Below are 15536 nucleotides of genomic sequence, written 5' to 3' on the forward strand. Positions count from 1 at the left end.
ACGGACGGTCGTCACGGCGGAAGCCACCCGACGGACGGTCGTCACGACGGAAACCACCCGACGGACGGTCGTCACGACGGTCCCGGTTGAACGGACGGTCATCGCGGCGGTCGTCACGGCGGAAGCCACCCGACGGACGGTCGTCACGACGGTCGTCGCGGCGGAAGCCACCCGACGGACGGTCGTCACGACGGAAACCACCGCGGTCGTCACGACGGTCCCGGTCACGGTCCCGGTTGAACGGACGGTCGTCACGGCGGTCGTCGCGGCGGAAGCCGTCACGGCGGCGCTCGAAGTTGCCCCGCTCGTCGCGGCGCTCCTGGACCGGGGCCGGGGCCTGGGCCGGGACGGCCACGGGCTCGGCCGCGGCCGCGGACTGCTCGGCCTCGGCGGCCTCGGCCGCGGCGGCCACGGCGGCCTCCGGGTCCTCGCCGCGCTCGCGGGCCGCGCGGGCCAGGAGACGGTCGGCCTCCTCGCGCAGCTCGGTCGCGCGGCGCTGCGCGCGCTCCAGCTGGCGGGTGAGCTCGGTCAGGTCGCGCTCGGCCTGCTTGGCGGCGTTGTCCGCGGAGTCGGCCTGGACCTCGGTGAGGGAACGGGCGCCCGTGATGCGGGCGACGTCCTCGTCGAAGGCGCCGCCGCCACCGACGATGTGGCGCGAGGCGTCGACGCCCGCGTCCTCCATCAGCCGGAAGATCTGCTTGCGCTGGTGCGGCAGGGCCAGGGAGACGACCGTGCCGGACTGGCCGGCGCGGGCGGTGCGGCCCGAGCGGTGCAGGTAGTCCTTGTGGTCACCGGCGGGGTCGACGTTCAGGACGAGGTCGATGCCGTCGACGTGGATGCCGCGCGCGGCGACGTCGGTGGCGACCAGGCAGTTGACGTAACCGGCCTTGAAGTCCTCCAGGACGCGGGTACGGGCGCCCTGGGTCATGCCGCCGTGCAGGGCGTCGGCGCGGACGCCGGCGTCGACGAGCTGCTCGGCGACGCGGTCGGCGCCCATCTGGGTGCGCACGAAGATGATCGTGCGGCCCTTGCGGGCGGCGATGGCGGCGGTGACGGGGGCCTTGTCCTTCGGCTTCACGACGAGGACGTGGTGGGTCATGGTCGTGACCGCGCCGGCCGACGGGTCCACCTCGTGGGTGACGGGGTCGACCAGGTAACGCTTGACCAGGGTGTCGATCTCGTTCTCCAGCGTCGCGGAGAACAGCAGACGCTGGCCGCCGACCGGCACCAGGTCGAGGATCTCGGTGACCTCGGGCAGGAAGCCCATGTCGGCCATCTGGTCGGCCTCGTCGAGGACGGCGACCTGGACCTTGTCGAGGGAGGCGGCACCACGGTTGATGATGTCGCGCAGACGGCCCGGGGTGGCGACGAGGATGTCGACGCCGCGCTCCAGGGCGTAGATCTGGTTGCCCATGGACGTACCGCCGCAGACGACCTTCATCTTCAGGCCGAGGACGTCGCCGTACGGCTGGAGGGCGTCGGCGACCTGCATCGCGAGCTCGCGGGTCGGGGTGAGGATCAGACCGCGGGGGCGCTTCTTCTCGGTGTGCCCGCCGGCCAGGATGGACAGCAGGGGCAGACCGAAGGAGAGGGTCTTGCCGGAGCCGGTGCGGCCGCGGCCGAGGATGTCCTTGCCGGCCAGGGCGTCCGGGATGGTCGCGGCCTGGATCGGGAACGGGGTGGTCACGCCGTTCTGGGCGAGCTTGCGGACGATCGCCTCGTCCAGGCCCAGGTCGCCGAAGGTGATCGTCGGCTCGGCGGCGGACTCGGTGGCGGACTCGATGGCGGTGGCCTCAGTCGTCTCGACGGCCTCGACGGCCTCGTCGGTCTGGGGCACAGCGGTCTGGTCAGTGGAAATGAACATGCGAAATGCGAAACCTTCCGGAGTTTCGGCACGCGCCCAAGCTCCGTGTCAGCTTCACAAATGACCGCCTCGATGCGGTCAGCCACGGCAAGGTAAGGAACGCGCCACACGGCGCGCGTCTCTCGGGCGCCGGGCAAATGGGATCAAACGATCTACCACCATACGCACTCCGGGATGCCCGGCGCAAGCCGCCCCCGGGTGTCCTGGGACACACCTTGCCGGACCAGCCTACTTCGCCGGCCCGGCCTGCGGGCCCGGTTGCGGTGACGGCGGGGCCGACGGGCCGGGGTCCGAGGTCGGCGGGGCCGGCGGGTTCGGGTTGCTCGGCGGCTGACTGGGCGGCTGCGACGGCGCCGGTGGCTTGCCCTGCGCCGGGGGCGTGCCGGGGCCGCTCGGCGGCTTGGCGGGCGATCCCGGCTTGCCGGGCCGCTGGGCCTGCGGCGACGCGCCCGGGCCGCCGGACGGCTCGGCGGACGGGCCGGTACTCGCCCGTCCCCCCTTGGCCGAGGGGCCGCCGCTCGGGGCACCCTTGCCCGCCTTCGCGTCCGTACGGCCCGGCCGGCCGCCCGGGGCGCGGAGCCCCCCGTCGGGCTCGGCGCCGGCCGCACGCTGATTGTCCGTGCCCGAGGGCGCCGGCCGGCCCGGGTCGCTCACGCTCATGCAGCCGCCGAGGGCCAGCGTGGCGACGGCGGCGGCCGCGATACGGCTGAGCGTGGTGTGCGCTGGTGCTGCGCGCATGGGTGGGACCGCCTTCGGGTCGCGGGACAACAGGCCCCCTGACCAACTGGCGCCGCCCCGCCCAGGACACGCGCCGCGCGGGACCGCCGCACGCGGGCCGGCGCGCGGCTCAGCCGTAGCCGAGGGCGTGCAGACGCTCGTCGTCGATGCCGAAGTGGTGTGCCACCTCGTGAACGACCGTCACCTCGACCTCCTCCACGACCTCTTCGCGCGTCGCGCACATCCGCAGCGTCGGCCCCCGGTAGATCGTGATCCGGTCCGGCAGGACGCCCGCGTACCACTCGCCGCGCTCGGTCAGCGGCGTGCCCTCGTACAGCCCGAGCAGCTCGGGGTCGCCCGCCTCGGCCGGCGGCTCGTCCTCGACGAAGACCGCGACGTTGTCCATCAGCCGTGTCAGGTCCGCGGGGATCCGGTCGAGCGCCTCGGCGACCAGTTCCTCGAACTCCTCGCGCGTCATCTCCAGCACGCGGCCATTGTCCGGCACGGGGGGCTCCTCTGTCCGGTGCGGGGGCGCCTGCGGCGGGCCGCGCGGCAGGGCCCCGGCAAACCGTTTTGGCGATTACTCCCCGCATCCCATATGCTTCTCACGTCCCCGAGGCGCTGCAAAGCGCAGAGGTGGGCCATCAGCCCTCATCGTCTAGTGGCCCAGGACGCCGCCCTTTCAAGGCGGTAGCACGGGTTCGAATCCCGTTGGGGGCACGCGTCACCATGTGCGAGACTGGTTCTCGCACGAACGAGGTCCTGTGGAGCAGTTTGGAGTGCTCGCCACCCTGTCAAGGTGGAGGCCGCGGGTTCAAATCCCGTCAGGACCGCTGTGGTCACCCTGGGTGACCGCGTGGCTGGGTAGCTCAGTTGGTACGAGCGTCCGCCTGAAAAGCGGAAGGTCGCCGGTTCGACCCCGGCCCCAGCCACCATGAGCCCCCCATCTCCGATGGGGGGCTCTTTGGCTTTCGGAGCACGCGCCCTCCCCCTTCCCGCGAGGGAAATCGGTTCGCCGGTTTCCGGGGGCTGGTGCGATCCTGGACTCCGTATGTCTACGCAGCCTGCCGCCCCCGCTTCCTTCGCCGGCCTTGCCGCCCGCCTTCCCGAGCTGATGCTGCGCGACGCGCAGCGGCTGGGCCGGCGGCTCGACGGTGCGCGCCGCATCCGCAAGCCCGAGGCCCGTGCGGCCGTGCTGGCCGAGATCACGGCGGAGCTCGACGCGGCCGAGCTGCGCGTCGAGGGGCGCCGCGCTGCCGTGCCCGCCATCACATACCCCGAGCAGCTGCCGGTCAGCCAGAAGAAGGACGACATCCTGGCGGCCATCCGCGACCACCAGGTCGTGATCGTCGCCGGTGAGACCGGCTCCGGCAAGACCACCCAGATCCCCAAGATCTGTCTGGAGCTGGGCCGCGGCGTCCGGGGGCTCATCGGGCACACCCAGCCGCGCCGGCTCGCCGCCCGTACGGTCGCCGAGCGCGTCGCGGAGGAGCTGCGCACGCCGCTGGGCGAGGCGGTCGGCTGGAAGGTCCGGTTCACGGACCAGGTCGGCGGCGACACGCTGGTCAAGCTGATGACCGACGGCATCCTGCTCGCCGAGATCCAGACCGACCGCGAGCTGCGCCAGTACGACACGATCATCATCGACGAGGCGCACGAGCGCAGTCTGAACATCGACTTCCTGCTCGGCTACCTGGCGCAGCTACTGCCGCGCCGGCCCGATCTCAAGGTCGTCATCACCTCGGCGACGATCGACCCCGAGCGCTTCTCGCGACACTTCGGCGACGCGCCGATCGTCGAGGTCAGCGGGCGGACGTATCCGGTGGAGGTGCGCTACCGGCCGCTGCTGGAGGAGAACTCCGAGGACACGGACCGCGACCAGATCACCGCGATCTGTGACGCGGTGGACGAGCTGCAGAAGGAGGGGCCGGGGGACATCCTGGTCTTCCTCTCCGGCGAGCGGGAGATCCGCGACACGGCGGACGCGCTGGAGAAGAAGAAACTCCGGATGACCGAGGTGCTGCCGCTGTACGCGCGGCTGTCGCACGCCGAGCAGCACCGTGTCTTCCAGCGGCACTCCGGGCGCCGGATCGTCCTCGCGACGAACGTCGCGGAGACCTCCCTGACCGTGCCCGGCATCCGGTACGTCATCGACCCCGGCTTCGCCCGGATCTCCCGCTACAGCCACCGCACGAAGGTGCAGCGGCTGCCGATCGAGCCCGTCTCGCAGGCGAGCGCCAACCAGCGCAAGGGCCGCTGCGGCCGGACGAGCGACGGCATCTGCATCCGGCTGTACTCGGAGGACGACTTCCTCGCCCGTCCGGAGTTCACGGACGCCGAGATCCTGCGCACGAACCTGGCCTCGGTCATCCTGCAGATGACGGCCGCCGGGCTCGGGGACATCGAGAAGTTCCCGTTCATCGACCCGCCGGACCGGCGCAACATCAAGGACGGCGTCGACCTGCTCCAGGAGCTGGGTGCGATCGACCCGGCGCAGAAGGACCCGAAGAAGCGGCTCACGCCGCTCGGCCGCAAGCTCTCGCAGCTCCCGGTGGACCCGCGCCTGGCGCGCATGGTGCTGGAGGCCGACCGCAACGGCTGTGTGCGCGAGGTCATGGTGATCGCGTCCGCGCTGTCCATCCAGGACCCGCGCGAGCGGCCCTCGGACAAGCAGCAGCAGGCCGACCAGCAGCACGCCCGGTTCAAGGACGAGACGAGCGACTTCCTCGCCTTCCTCAACCTGTGGCGCTACGTGCGCGAGCAGCAGAAGGTCCTCTCCTCCTCGGCCTTCCGCCGCATGTGCAAGTCGGAGTACCTGAACTACCTGCGGATACGCGAGTGGCAGGACATCTACTCGCAGCTGCGGACGGTCGCCAAGCAGATGGGGATCCACTTCTCCGAGGAGGACGCGGCGCCGGAGCGCGTGCACCAGTCGCTGCTGGCGGGTCTGCTGTCGCACATCGGTCTGAAGAACGCCGGGCTGGAGGGCGGGAAGGAAGCAGCGAAGAACGAGTTTCTGGGTGCGCGCAGCGCGAAGTTCGCGATCTTCCCGGGTTCGGCGCTGTTCAAGAAGCCGCCGCGCTGGGTGATGTCGGCCGAGCTCGTGGAGACCTCGCGGCTGTGGGCGCGGGTGAACGCCCGGATCGACCCGGACTGGATCGAGCCGCTCGCCCAGCACCTGGTGAAGCGGACGTACAGCGAGCCGCACTGGGAGCAGAAGCAGGCGGCCGTGATGGCGTACGAGCGGGTGACGCTCTACGGCGTCCCGATCGTCACGGACCGCAAGGTCAACTACGGGCGGATCGACCCGGAGACCAGCCGTGAGCTGTTCATCCGCAACGCGCTCGTCGAGGGCGACTGGCGCACCCACCACCAGTTCTTCCACGACAACCGCAAGCTGCTCGGCGAGGTCGAGGAGCTGGAGCACCGGGCGCGGCGCCGGGACATCCTCGTCGACGACGAGACGCTGTTCGACTTCTACGACCAGCGGCTGCCGGAACACGTGGTCTCGGGCGCGCACTTCGACTCGTGGTGGAAGCACAAGCGGCGCGAGGAGCCGGAGCTGCTCAATTTCGAGCAGTCCATGCTCATCAACGAGAACGCCGAGGCGGTCACCAAGGCCGACTACCCCGACTCCTGGCGCCAGGGCCCGCTGAAGTTCAAGGTCACGTACCAGTTCGAGCCGGGCGCGGACGCCGACGGCGTGACCGTGCACATTCCGCTCCAGGTGCTCAACCAGGTCTCGGCCGAGGGCTTCGACTGGCAGATCCCGGGTCTGCGCGAGGACCTGGTCACCGAGCTGATCCGCTCGCTGCCCAAGCCGATCCGGCGCAACTGTGTCCCGGCGCCGAACTACGCGGCGCGCTTCCTCGACGGCGTCGTGCCGTTGCAGGGTGCGCTGACGGCCGTCCTGGCACGCGAGCTGCACCGGATGACGGGTGTGCGGATGGAGGCCGAGGACTTCGACCCGGCCAAGGTCCCCGACCACCTGAAGATCACGTTCCGGGTGGTGGACGAGCGCCGGCGGAAGATCGCCGAGGACAAGGACCTGGAGGCGCTGCGGCTGCGGCTGAAGCCGAAGACGCAGGCGGCGATCACCCGGGCCTTCGAGCAGGCCGCCGAGAAGCGCGCCGCCGAGGGCGGCGAGGGCGGCGCCGGCGGTCCCGAGCAGCGCTCGGGGCTCACGCGGTGGACGATCGGCGCGCTGCCGCGCACCTTCGAGACGCGGCGGGCGGGGCAGCCGGTCAAGGCGTACCCGGCGCTGGTCGACGAGGGCGCCTCGGTCGCGGTGCGGCTCTTCGACACGGAGGCCGAGCAGCAGGAGGCCATGTGGCGCGGCACGCGCCGACTGATCCTGCTGAACCTGCCGTCGAACCCGGCGAAGTTCGCCCAGGACAAGCTGGGCAACCAGCAGAAGCTCGCCCTGGCGCGCAATCCGCACGGTTCGGTCCAGGCGCTCTTCGACGACTGCGTCTCCGGCGCCGCCGACAAACTGATCGCGGCGCACGGCGGCCCGGCGTGGGACGAGGAGTCCTTCCGCAAGCTCTTCGACGCGGTGCGGGCCGACATCGTGGACGCGACGCTGGACGCCGTCCGCCGGACGCGGGAGGTGCTGGCGGCCTGGCAGGCGTGCGAGCGGCGGCTGAAGGCCACCACCAGCCTGGCGCTCGTCCCCTCGCTGACGGACGTCAAGGAGCAGCTCGCCGAGCTGATCAAGCCGGGCTTCGTGACGGAGCACGGTGTGCGCCGGCTGCCGGACCTGCTGCGCTATCTGATCGCCGTCGACCGCCGGCTGACCCAGCTGCCGTCCAACGCGGAGCGGGACCGCACCCGCATGGCGAAGGTGCGGGAGATGCGGGACGAGTACGCGTGGCTGCTGGAGCAGTTCCCGAAGGGGCGGCCCGTGCCGCAGGAGGCGCGGGAGATCCGCTGGATGATCGAGGAGCTGCGGGTGAGCTACTTCGCGCACGCGCTGGGGACGGCCTATCCGGTGTCCGACAAGCGGATCGTGAAGGCGATCGACAAGCTGGCGCCGTGAGCCCGCGGCGGCCCGCGGAGCGATCTGCGGAGTGACCTGCGCCGCATGCGGGAGATCGGGTTCGACCGCACCCCCTGACCTGCTGTAGAGTCTTGCCACGCAGCACCGCGAAGGCGGGAAAGCAGCAAGGTCCTGTGGAGCAGTTTGGAGTGCTCGCCACCCTGTCAAGGTGGAGGCCGCGGGTTCAAATCCCGTCAGGACCGCATCGTAGGCCCGGATCCCCTTGGATCCGGGCCTTCTTGCTGTGTGCCTTGACTGCGACACGTGCCAGGGGTACCCAGTCAGTGGGAGGTGCTGCGCCCATGACGACGACCGCCCGGCCCGAGAGCAACCGGCACGAGACGAGGGCGCTGCTGCGCGCCCATCTCTCCGCCGCCTCGGGCTATCGCCATCTGACCCGGCACTGCCCGGTGTGCCACCGGCTGCTGCGGCTCGTGCAGGAGGCCGCTTCGGCCTCGGAGTCCCCTGCGGGCGCGGCCCGTTGACGTTCCGGCCTCCTTTACCGCAGCGGCGTGGAGGCGACAAGCGCGCCACCGTGTGATGGGAGTCACCGAAAGAGTTTCCGGGACGGGGGAACTCACCCCCCGTCCGGAGCCGGTCAATTTAATATGTGCAATTGCACCTCACCGGGCCGGTGACCGCGGGGTCGCCGGCCCGGCGCGTACGCGGCGCGGGCCCGTCCGTCACGGGTGCTCACGAGCACAAAAAAAATCGCGCTGGACCCGGCGGAGTCCAGCGCGATCGACGACGTTGCCCAAGTCGGTGGGCGGGGATCCTGTTGGGGCAGGCACCCGATGTCGTTGTGCTGCTTGTGGAGCTGCTGTGGGCGACGGCCGGGTTGGGGGCCCCGGAATCACCCGGTCATACGGTGGTTCAGGCCTCGCTGCGCTGCTGCGGGATGCCCGCGAGCAGAGCACGGACCTCCGCTTCGCGGTAGCGGCGGTGTCCACCGAGCGTGCGGATGGACGTGAGCTTGCCCGCCTTCGCCCAGCGGGTGACCGTCTTCGGGTCCACGCGGAACATCGTGGCGACCTCAGCCGGGGTCAGCAGCGGCTCGGCATCAGGGGTGCGAGCGGTCATGAGCGGCCTCCTCGGGAGAACCGAACACAGCGTCGGTTCTTTCCTCTAAATTCTGCACCTTGACCCGCGTTGCCCGAAATGGCGGACGCGGGCCGAGTCGGTTATAGGACGAACGGCTTGTCCTCGGCACTACAACTACACCATCTGTCCAGCCACGTCGGCCAAACCGATGGAATTGCCCTCTCAGGTGTTCAACCTCGACGGAAGCCGATGGACCATGCCATAGCGGACAGTCACGCCACCGTGACGATCAGTCACAGCGGGATCAGGGGTCACCAGACCCGCCAAGGAGTGCAATACCGATCAATCCGCCCTTAGTTGGCGGAAGGAGCCCTTCCCGGACTCCTTGTCCTATTTTGCCACGTGGAAGGACGTTGGGCGCAAGACCTGAAGTAAGTGCGATAGGTCACGGTTGCCGCAATGGCCCGGATCGGGACCAAGGTCCCGCCGTACCGCGCACGGCCGCCCGTGACGGCACCCAGCATGCACTGCCGGGGCCCCATACTTTCGCACTGTTCCGCCGCGCTAGTTCGCGAACTGACGGTCCCGGACCGACCTCCAACGCTCCGTCAGCCGCTCGTACGCCTCGCCGGCCCGTACCCCGTCCCCCGCGCGCAGCGCGGCGAGGCCCTCGGCGGTGTCGGCGGCGGAGCGGTCCTCGGCCAGCGCGGCCTCCGGGATCAGGTGCACCAGCCCGCCGTAGTCCAGCTCCACGAGCGAGCGCGGATGGAACTCCTCCAGCCACCGGCCGACGTCCACCAGGCCGTCGATCAGCGGGCCCTCCTCGATCGCGTCCCGCAGCGTGCGCAGGCCGCGGGCGACCCGGCGCCGGGCCTGGACCATGGGGGTGCGGTAGCGCAGCAGCAGCCCCTCGCCGCCCTCCCCCTTGCCGTACTCGCGCTCCTCGTCCGAGAAGAGCACGAACCAGCGCAGCGGCACCTGCCAGGTGGCGGTCCTGATCCAGGGGCGGGCGTCGGGATTGCGCTCCAGCCAGCGCTCGTAGTCGGCCTCGGCCTGGCGGCGGACCACCGGGGGGAGCACAGCGTCGAGCACGGGGCCGGCGAACTGGTCGGAGAGCCGCTCCAGGGCCAGCCAGCCGCGCAGCCGGGTGCGCCAGGGGCAGACGCACACCACCCCGTCGACGACGGCGACGAAGGCGTCACCGCTCTCGTGCACCGGCACGGCCACGGGCGGCGTGGGCAGCAGGTCGGCGAGGGACCGGCGCAGTTCGTCCTGGGCCGTGGGCAGCGTCTCCCGGCGGGCGTATCGGGCCCAGTGCGCGCGCTCGGGTTCGGGGAAGGCCGCCAGTGGTTCGTAGACCCGCAGATACGCCGCGTACGGGACGGTCACCGATGACGCCAGGCCCACGCTCGCTCCCTCAAGCCGTAGGACACCACCGGGGAGTTGCGGGCGCCTCTCCCCGTACTGTCCAAATCGTCCCATGGCGAATGGGCCCGGGAGAGTGATCCTCCGCACGAGACCCTTCGGCCGCTCCGGCAAGGCGTACCCTCTGGCCAACCGGCCCTCCACCACCCCCGGGGGGCGAACACCGCGACATATGGAGTCACCACCGTGACTGACGTACGTCCCTCCACCGACGGTCCCTCCGACGCCGACGTGCTGCACACCCTCTTCGCCTCCGACCAGGGAGGCCACGAGCAGGTCGTGCTCTGCCAGGACCGCGAGAGCGGCCTCAAGGCCGTGATCGCCATCCACTCCACCGCCCTGGGCCCGGCCCTCGGCGGCACGCGCTTCTACCCCTACGCCTCCGACGCGGAGGCCGTGCGCGACGCGCTCAACCTCTCGCGCGGCATGTCGTACAAGAACGCCCTCGCCGGGCTCGAGCACGGCGGCGGTAAGGCCGTCATCATCGGCGATCCCGACACGGTCAAGACCGAACAACTGCTGCTCGCCTACGGACGCTTCGTCGCCTCGCTCGGCGGCCGCTACGTGACCGCCTGCGACGTCGGCACGTACGTCCAGGACATGGACGTGATCGCGCGTGAGAACCGCTGGACCACGGGCCGCTCCCCCGAGCAGGGCGGCGCGGGCGACTCGTCCGTGCTCACCGCCTTCGGCGTCTTCCAGGGCATGCGGGCCGCCGCGCAGACGCAGTGGGGCGAACCGACGCTGCGCGGCCGCCGGGTCGGCATCGCGGGCGTCGGCAAGGTCGGCCACCACCTCGTGGACCACCTGGTCGACGACGGCGCGGAGGTCGTGATCACCGACGTCCGGGCGGAGCCCGTCGAGCGCATCATCGCGCGCCACCCGCAGGTCAGCGCCGTGCAGGACGCGGACGTACTGATCCGTACGCCCCTGGACGTCTACGCCCCGTGCGCCCTCGGCGGCGCGCTGAACGACGCGACCGTCCCCGTCCTGACCGCCTCCGTGGTCTGCGGCGCGGCCAACAACCAGCTCGCCCACCCGGGCGTCGAGAAGGACCTCGCCGAGCGCGGGATCCTGTACGCCCCGGACTATGTGGTGAATGCCGGTGGCGTGATTCAGGTCGCCGATGAACTGCTCGGCTTCGATTTCGATCGGGCCAAGGCGAAGGCGACCAAGATTTTCGACACGACTTTGGCCATATTCGATCGGGCGAAGTCCGACGGCATTCCCCCGGCCGCGGCCGCCGACCGGCTCGCCGAACAGCGCATGGCCGAGGCCCGCGCCCTGCGGTCGGGCCGCTGACGGGGCCCGGCGACCGGCTCCGCCACTCGATCGGGTGGGCCGATCGGGTGGCGGAGATCCCTCCCCCGGGTACCCCCCGCCGGCTCGCACCGGGTGATGAAGGAGAGATCCCTCACCACCCCTCGGCGGGTCGGCGCCCGGGACACGTTAAAATCGCAGCTGACCAGCGGGGACCGGGGCTTCTCGCGGGTTGTGCTCCGTGGCACGTCATGCGGGCGACGTACCGTATGGCCACAGAAGCAGGTACCTTTGAAGCTCTACAGGCCGGATCCCTTCGCGGGTCCGCTCTGACTCATGATCGTGAACGCGTGTCAAGACTCTGGGGCCGTCGAGCCCCGTCAATGAGGGGGTCGAGCCATGGGGCGCGGCCGGGCCAAGGCCAAGCAGACAAAGGTCGCCCGCCAGCTGAAGTACAACAGCGGCGGGACTGACCTCGCACGTCTGGCCGAGGAGCTGGGCTCACCGAGCCAGCAGCCGCCGAACGCTGAGCCGTTCGAGGACAACGACGAGGACGAAGACCCGTACGCCCGGTACGCCGAGCTGTACAACGACGACGACGATGACGAGGACGAGCAGAACCCGTCCCAGCACCGTCGTCGCGCCTGACGCCGGGCCCTTCCCCTCAGGCGCCCGGCTGCGGCTCCCTCGTCGAGCAGCCAGCACGTCCACGGACCCGGTCCGGGGCTTCCGCCCCGGACCGGGTCTTGTGCTGCCTTCTTGAGGTTGTTCAGCGACTGCTTCCGCACCCCGGGGAGGGCGCGGAAGCGGTCGGGTCAGCTCGCGTAGTCACCCGTGAGGGTGACGGCCTCGGAGCGATCACCGCGCTCGGCGATCTCACCGCAGACCCATGCGTCCACCCCGCGGTCGGCCAGCGTGGCCAGGGCCACGTCCACCGACTGCGGCGGCACCACCGCGACCATGCCGACGCCCATGTTCAGCGTCTTCTCCAGCTCCAGCCGCTCGACCGAGCCGGCCTTGCCGACCACGTCGAAGACCGCGCCCGGCGTCCAGGTCGACCGGTCGATGCCCGCGTGCAGACCGTCCGGGATCACCCGTGCCAGATTGTTGGCGAGGCCACCACCGGTGATGTGCGAAAAGGCGTGCACCTCGGCCGTGCGGGTGAGCGCCAGGCAGTCCAGCGAGTAGATCCGCGTCGGCTCCAGCAGCTCCTCGCCGAGGGTGCGGCCGAACTCCGGGACCTCGCGGTCCAGCTGCCAGCCGGCCCGGTCGAAGAGCACGTGCCGGACCAGTGAGTACCCGTTCGAGTGAAGTCCCGACGACGCCATCGCGATGACGACATCACCCTTGCGGATGAGCTCGGCGCCCAGCAGCCGGTCGGCCTCGACCACGCCCGTGCCGGCGCCGGCGACGTCGAACTCGTCCGCGCCGAGCAGCCCCGGGTGCTCGGCGGTCTCGCCGCCGATGAGCGCGCAGCCGGCGAGGGTGCAGCCCTCGGCGATGCCCTTGACGATCGCGGCGACCCGCTCGGGGTGGACCTTGCCGACGCAGATGTAGTCGGTCATGAACAGCGGCTCGGCGCCGCAGACGACCAGGTCGTCCACGACCATGCCGACCAGGTCGTGGCCGATGGTGTCGTAGACGCCCATCCGGCGGGCGATGTCGACCTTGGTGCCGACGCCGTCCGTGGCGGAGGCGAGCAGCGGCCGCTCGTAACGCTTGAGGGCACTGGCGTCGAAGAGCCCGGCGAAGCCCCCGAGGCCGCCGACGACCTCGGGGCGGCGGGTCTTCCTGACCCACTCCTTCATCAGCTCGACGGCGCGGTCGCCCGCCTCGATGTCGACGCCCGCGCTTGCGTAGCTGGCGCCGCCTTCGGCACTGGTGGCCTGAGACATGCTTCAGAACTTTCGTGTCGTACTGCGGGTGCAGAGGCTTACGGGCGACTGCGGAGGCTTACGGGCGACGCAGCGCGTCGGCGGCGTCCGTACCGCCGGCCAGCTCGGTCTCCAGGAGCTGCTTGCCGAGCAGCTGCGGGTCGGGGAGCTCCATCGGGTACTCGCCGTCGAAGCAGGCGCGGCACAGGTTCGGCTTGGCGATGGTGGTCGCCTCGACCATGCCCTCCAGGGAGATGTACGCCAGGGAGTCCGCGCCCAGCGACTTGCCGATCTCCTCGACCGACATGCCGTTGGCGATCAGCTCGGCCCGGGTCGCGAAGTCGATGCCGAAGAAGCAGGGCCACTTCACCGGCGGGGAGGAGATCCGCACGTGGACCTCGGCGGCGCCGGCCTCTCGCAGCATGCGCACGAGCGCACGCTGGGTGTTGCCGCGGACGATCGAGTCGTCGACGACCACCAGGCGCTTGCCCCTGATGACTTCCTTGAGCGGGTTGAGCTTGAGCCGGATGCCGAGCTGGCGGATGGTCTGGCTCGGCTGGATGAAGGTCCGGCCGACGTAGGAGTTCTTGACCAGGCCGGTGCCGTACGGGATGCCGCTCGCCTCGGCGTAGCCGACGGCGGCGGGGGTGCCGGACTCCGGAGTCGGTATCACCAGGTCGGCGTCGACCGGGGCCTCGGCGGCGAGCCTGCGGCCCATCTCCACCCGGGAGAGGTAGACGTTGCGGCCCGCGATGTCCGTGTCGGGACGTGCGAGGTACACGTACTCGAAGACGCAGCCCCGCGGCTTGGCCTCGGCGAAGCGGGAGGTCCGCACGCCGTTCTCGTCGATGGCGATCAGCTCGCCGGGCTCGATCTCGCGGACGAAGGTGGCGCCGCAGATGTCGAGGGCGGCCGTCTCCGAGGCCACCACCCAGCCGCGCTCCAGGCGGCCGAGGACCAGCGGGCGGATGCCCTGCGGGTCACGGGCGGCGTAGAGCGTGTGCTCGTCCATGAAGACGAGGCAGAAGGCACCCCGGACGTCGGGGAGGACCTGCTTGGCGGCGTCCTCGACGGACAGCGGCTTGCCGTCCTCGTCCGTCTGGCCGGCCAGCAGGGCCGTCACCAGGTCGGTGTCGTTGGTCGCCGCGACCTGGGTCGCCCGGCCGTTCTCCCGGGGCAGCGCGGCGACCATCTCGGCCAGCTGCGCGGTGTTCACCAGGTTGCCGTTGTGACCCAGCGCGATCGAGCCGTTGGCGGTCGCGCGGAAGGTCGGCTGGGCGTTCTCCCACACGGACGCACCGGTGGTCGAGTAGCGGGCGTGTCCGACCGCGATATGGCCCGAGAGGGAACCTAGGGAGGTTTCGTCGAAGACCTGGGAGACCAGTCCCATGTCCTTGAAAACGAGAATCTGGGAGCCGTTGCTCACCGCGATGCCCGCGGACTCCTGTCCACGGTGCTGCAGCGCATACAGCCCGAAATAGGTGAGTTTTGCGACCTCTTCTCCCGGAGCCCAGACACCGAAGACGCCGCAAGCGTCCTGGGGGCCCTTTTCGCCGGGAAGCAGGTCGTGGTTGAGTCGTCCGTCACCACGAGGCACACCTTGAGTCTATGGCAGGGAAGACGTTCATCCGAACCGGGGAAGGCCGGTAAATCTCACACCACGTACAGCCACGTGACGCCTACGCCCAATCACCGTTCACTTCGGCGTTCACTCGGGCGTTCCCCCAGGCGTTCCTCTTCGTTTTCTCTCAGCTGAGCAGCGGAAGTTGCACGGAAATGTCCGCGCGGTCGCCGCTCGCGGAGACGGCCGCCTCGTCGAGCGCCTTCCGCCACGTCGTACGGCCCGTGGCGAGCCGGATCCAGGTGCGCGGATCGGTCTCGACGACATTCGGCGGCGTGCCGCGGGTGTGGCGCGGGCCCTCCACGCACTGCACCACCGCGAAGGGCGGGATCCGTACCTCGACCGAGCGCCCGGGGGCCTTTTCGGCCAGCGCGTCGGCGAGCAGACGGGTGGCCGTGGCCAACGCCTGGCGGTCATAAGGGATCTCGGTGCCGAGCGCCACCGCGAGATCGTCGGTGTGGGTGACCAGTTCGACGCACCGGGTGGCCAGGAAGTCGTCCAGTCGCATGGCGCCGGACTTCACGGCGAGCAGCCGGTCGGGCCGTGCGGCGGCGGTGAGTTCGGTGAACTGCGTGGCCACGCGGTCGTAGAGGGCCGGAAGGGCACCGAGCGTGTCGTGGTCTCGCAGCTGGTGCGCTCGCCGGGTGTCTACTTCGACTCGGCCATCGACAAGACCTCCGACAAGGACATCTTCAC

Annotated in this window: 12 protein-coding genes and 4 tRNA genes; 8 read left to right on the forward strand and 8 right to left on the reverse strand. The window is 70.6% G+C overall.

The window, feature by feature from the left end; all coding sequences use genetic code 11:
• From AB0K09_RS02290 to AB0K09_RS02300, 3 genes are all read right to left on the reverse strand, one after another.
• Positions 1-1864: DEAD/DEAH box helicase (locus AB0K09_RS02290; RefSeq protein WP_366063328.1), on the reverse strand; the 1864-nt coding region annotated here is incomplete at its 3' end.
• A 228-nt stretch (positions 1865-2092) separates the two neighbouring features.
• Entirely contained in the window at positions 2093-2602 is a 510-nt protein-coding gene (locus AB0K09_RS02295) for a hypothetical protein (RefSeq protein ID WP_366063329.1), read from the reverse strand.
• A gap of 109 nt (positions 2603-2711) precedes the next feature.
• Entirely contained in the window at positions 2712-3068 is a 357-nt protein-coding gene (locus AB0K09_RS02300; protein WP_366063339.1) for a metallopeptidase family protein, read from the reverse strand.
• Between the two features lie 160 nt (positions 3069-3228).
• On the opposite strand from AB0K09_RS02300, the gene AB0K09_RS02305 reads away from it, so the two are divergent.
• The 6 genes from AB0K09_RS02305 (at position 3229) to AB0K09_RS02330 (ending at position 8104) form a co-directional block, all read left to right on the forward strand.
• A tRNA-Glu gene (locus AB0K09_RS02305) sits at positions 3229-3301 on the forward strand.
• A 38-nt stretch (positions 3302-3339) separates the two neighbouring features.
• A tRNA-Asp gene (locus AB0K09_RS02310) sits at positions 3340-3414 on the forward strand.
• A 25-nt stretch (positions 3415-3439) separates the two neighbouring features.
• A tRNA-Phe gene (locus tag AB0K09_RS02315) sits at positions 3440-3516 on the forward strand.
• 116 nt (positions 3517-3632) lie between these two features.
• Positions 3633-7619 carry an ATP-dependent RNA helicase HrpA gene (gene hrpA, locus AB0K09_RS02320; protein ID WP_366063330.1) on the forward strand — a complete coding sequence of 1329 codons (3987 nt, stop codon included), beginning with the start codon at positions 3633-3635 and terminating at the stop codon, positions 7617-7619.
• A 128-nt stretch (positions 7620-7747) separates the two neighbouring features.
• Positions 7748-7822, forward strand: a tRNA-Asp gene (locus AB0K09_RS02325).
• Between the two features lie 99 nt (positions 7823-7921).
• Entirely contained in the window at positions 7922-8104 is a 183-nt protein-coding gene (locus tag AB0K09_RS02330; RefSeq protein WP_366063331.1) for a DUF6274 family protein, read from the forward strand.
• Positions 8105-8492: 388 nt separating this feature from the next.
• Here AB0K09_RS02330 and bldC read toward each other — a convergent pair whose 3' ends face one another.
• Both bldC and AB0K09_RS02340 read right to left on the reverse strand, forming a co-directional pair.
• Positions 8493-8699, reverse strand: coding sequence for a developmental transcriptional regulator BldC (gene bldC, locus AB0K09_RS02335; protein ID WP_003949541.1), 207 nt, complete (start codon positions 8697-8699; stop codon positions 8493-8495).
• A gap of 525 nt (positions 8700-9224) precedes the next feature.
• A complete protein-coding gene (locus tag AB0K09_RS02340; RefSeq protein WP_366063332.1) occupies positions 9225-10067 on the reverse strand; it encodes a hypothetical protein in 843 nt (280 codons plus the stop codon).
• Positions 10068-10271: 204 nt separating this feature from the next.
• On the opposite strand from AB0K09_RS02340, the gene AB0K09_RS02345 reads away from it, so the two are divergent.
• Complete coding sequence (locus tag AB0K09_RS02345) at positions 10272-11387, forward strand: Glu/Leu/Phe/Val dehydrogenase dimerization domain-containing protein (protein ID WP_366063333.1); 1116 nt, start codon at positions 10272-10274, stop codon at positions 11385-11387.
• A gap of 357 nt (positions 11388-11744) precedes the next feature.
• Positions 11745-11993, forward strand: a complete 249-nt coding sequence (locus AB0K09_RS02350; protein ID WP_366063334.1) for a DUF3073 domain-containing protein — start codon at positions 11745-11747, stop codon at positions 11991-11993.
• Positions 11994-12160: 167 nt separating this feature from the next.
• Here AB0K09_RS02350 and purM read toward each other — a convergent pair whose 3' ends face one another.
• The 3 genes from purM to AB0K09_RS02365 all read right to left on the reverse strand — a co-directional run.
• The gene (gene purM, locus AB0K09_RS02355) at positions 12161-13240 is read right to left on the reverse strand and encodes a phosphoribosylformylglycinamidine cyclo-ligase (RefSeq protein ID WP_366063335.1); all 1080 of its coding nucleotides are present in this window, start codon (positions 13238-13240) and stop codon (positions 12161-12163) included.
• Between the two features lie 58 nt (positions 13241-13298).
• The gene (gene purF / locus AB0K09_RS02360) at positions 13299-14816 is read right to left on the reverse strand and encodes an amidophosphoribosyltransferase (RefSeq protein ID WP_366063336.1); all 1518 of its coding nucleotides are present in this window, start codon (positions 14814-14816) and stop codon (positions 13299-13301) included.
• Between the two features lie 151 nt (positions 14817-14967).
• Positions 14968-15536, reverse strand: a 569-nt coding sequence (locus AB0K09_RS02365) for a sterol carrier family protein (RefSeq protein ID WP_366063337.1), incomplete at its 5' end; no start/stop codon positions are given.

Source organism: Streptomyces sp. NPDC049577 (genome assembly GCF_040675635.1).
GTDB lineage: Bacteria > Actinomycetota > Actinomycetes > Streptomycetales > Streptomycetaceae > Streptomyces.

Coding starts and splice junctions, on each gene's coding strand:
- AB0K09_RS02295 (WP_366063329.1), bottom strand. CDS start 2,602: ATGCGCGCAGCACCAGCGCACACCACGCTCAGCCGTATCGCGGCCGCC.
- hrpA (WP_366063330.1), top strand. CDS start 3,633: ATGTCTACGCAGCCTGCCGCCCCCGCTTCCTTCGCCGGCCTTGCCGCC.
- AB0K09_RS02330 (WP_366063331.1), top strand. CDS start 7,922: ATGACGACGACCGCCCGGCCCGAGAGCAACCGGCACGAGACGAGGGCG.
- bldC (WP_003949541.1), bottom strand. CDS start 8,699: ATGACCGCTCGCACCCCTGATGCCGAGCCGCTGCTGACCCCGGCTGAG.
- AB0K09_RS02350 (WP_366063334.1), top strand. CDS start 11,745: ATGGGGCGCGGCCGGGCCAAGGCCAAGCAGACAAAGGTCGCCCGCCAG.
- purM (WP_366063335.1), bottom strand. CDS start 13,240: ATGTCTCAGGCCACCAGTGCCGAAGGCGGCGCCAGCTACGCAAGCGCG.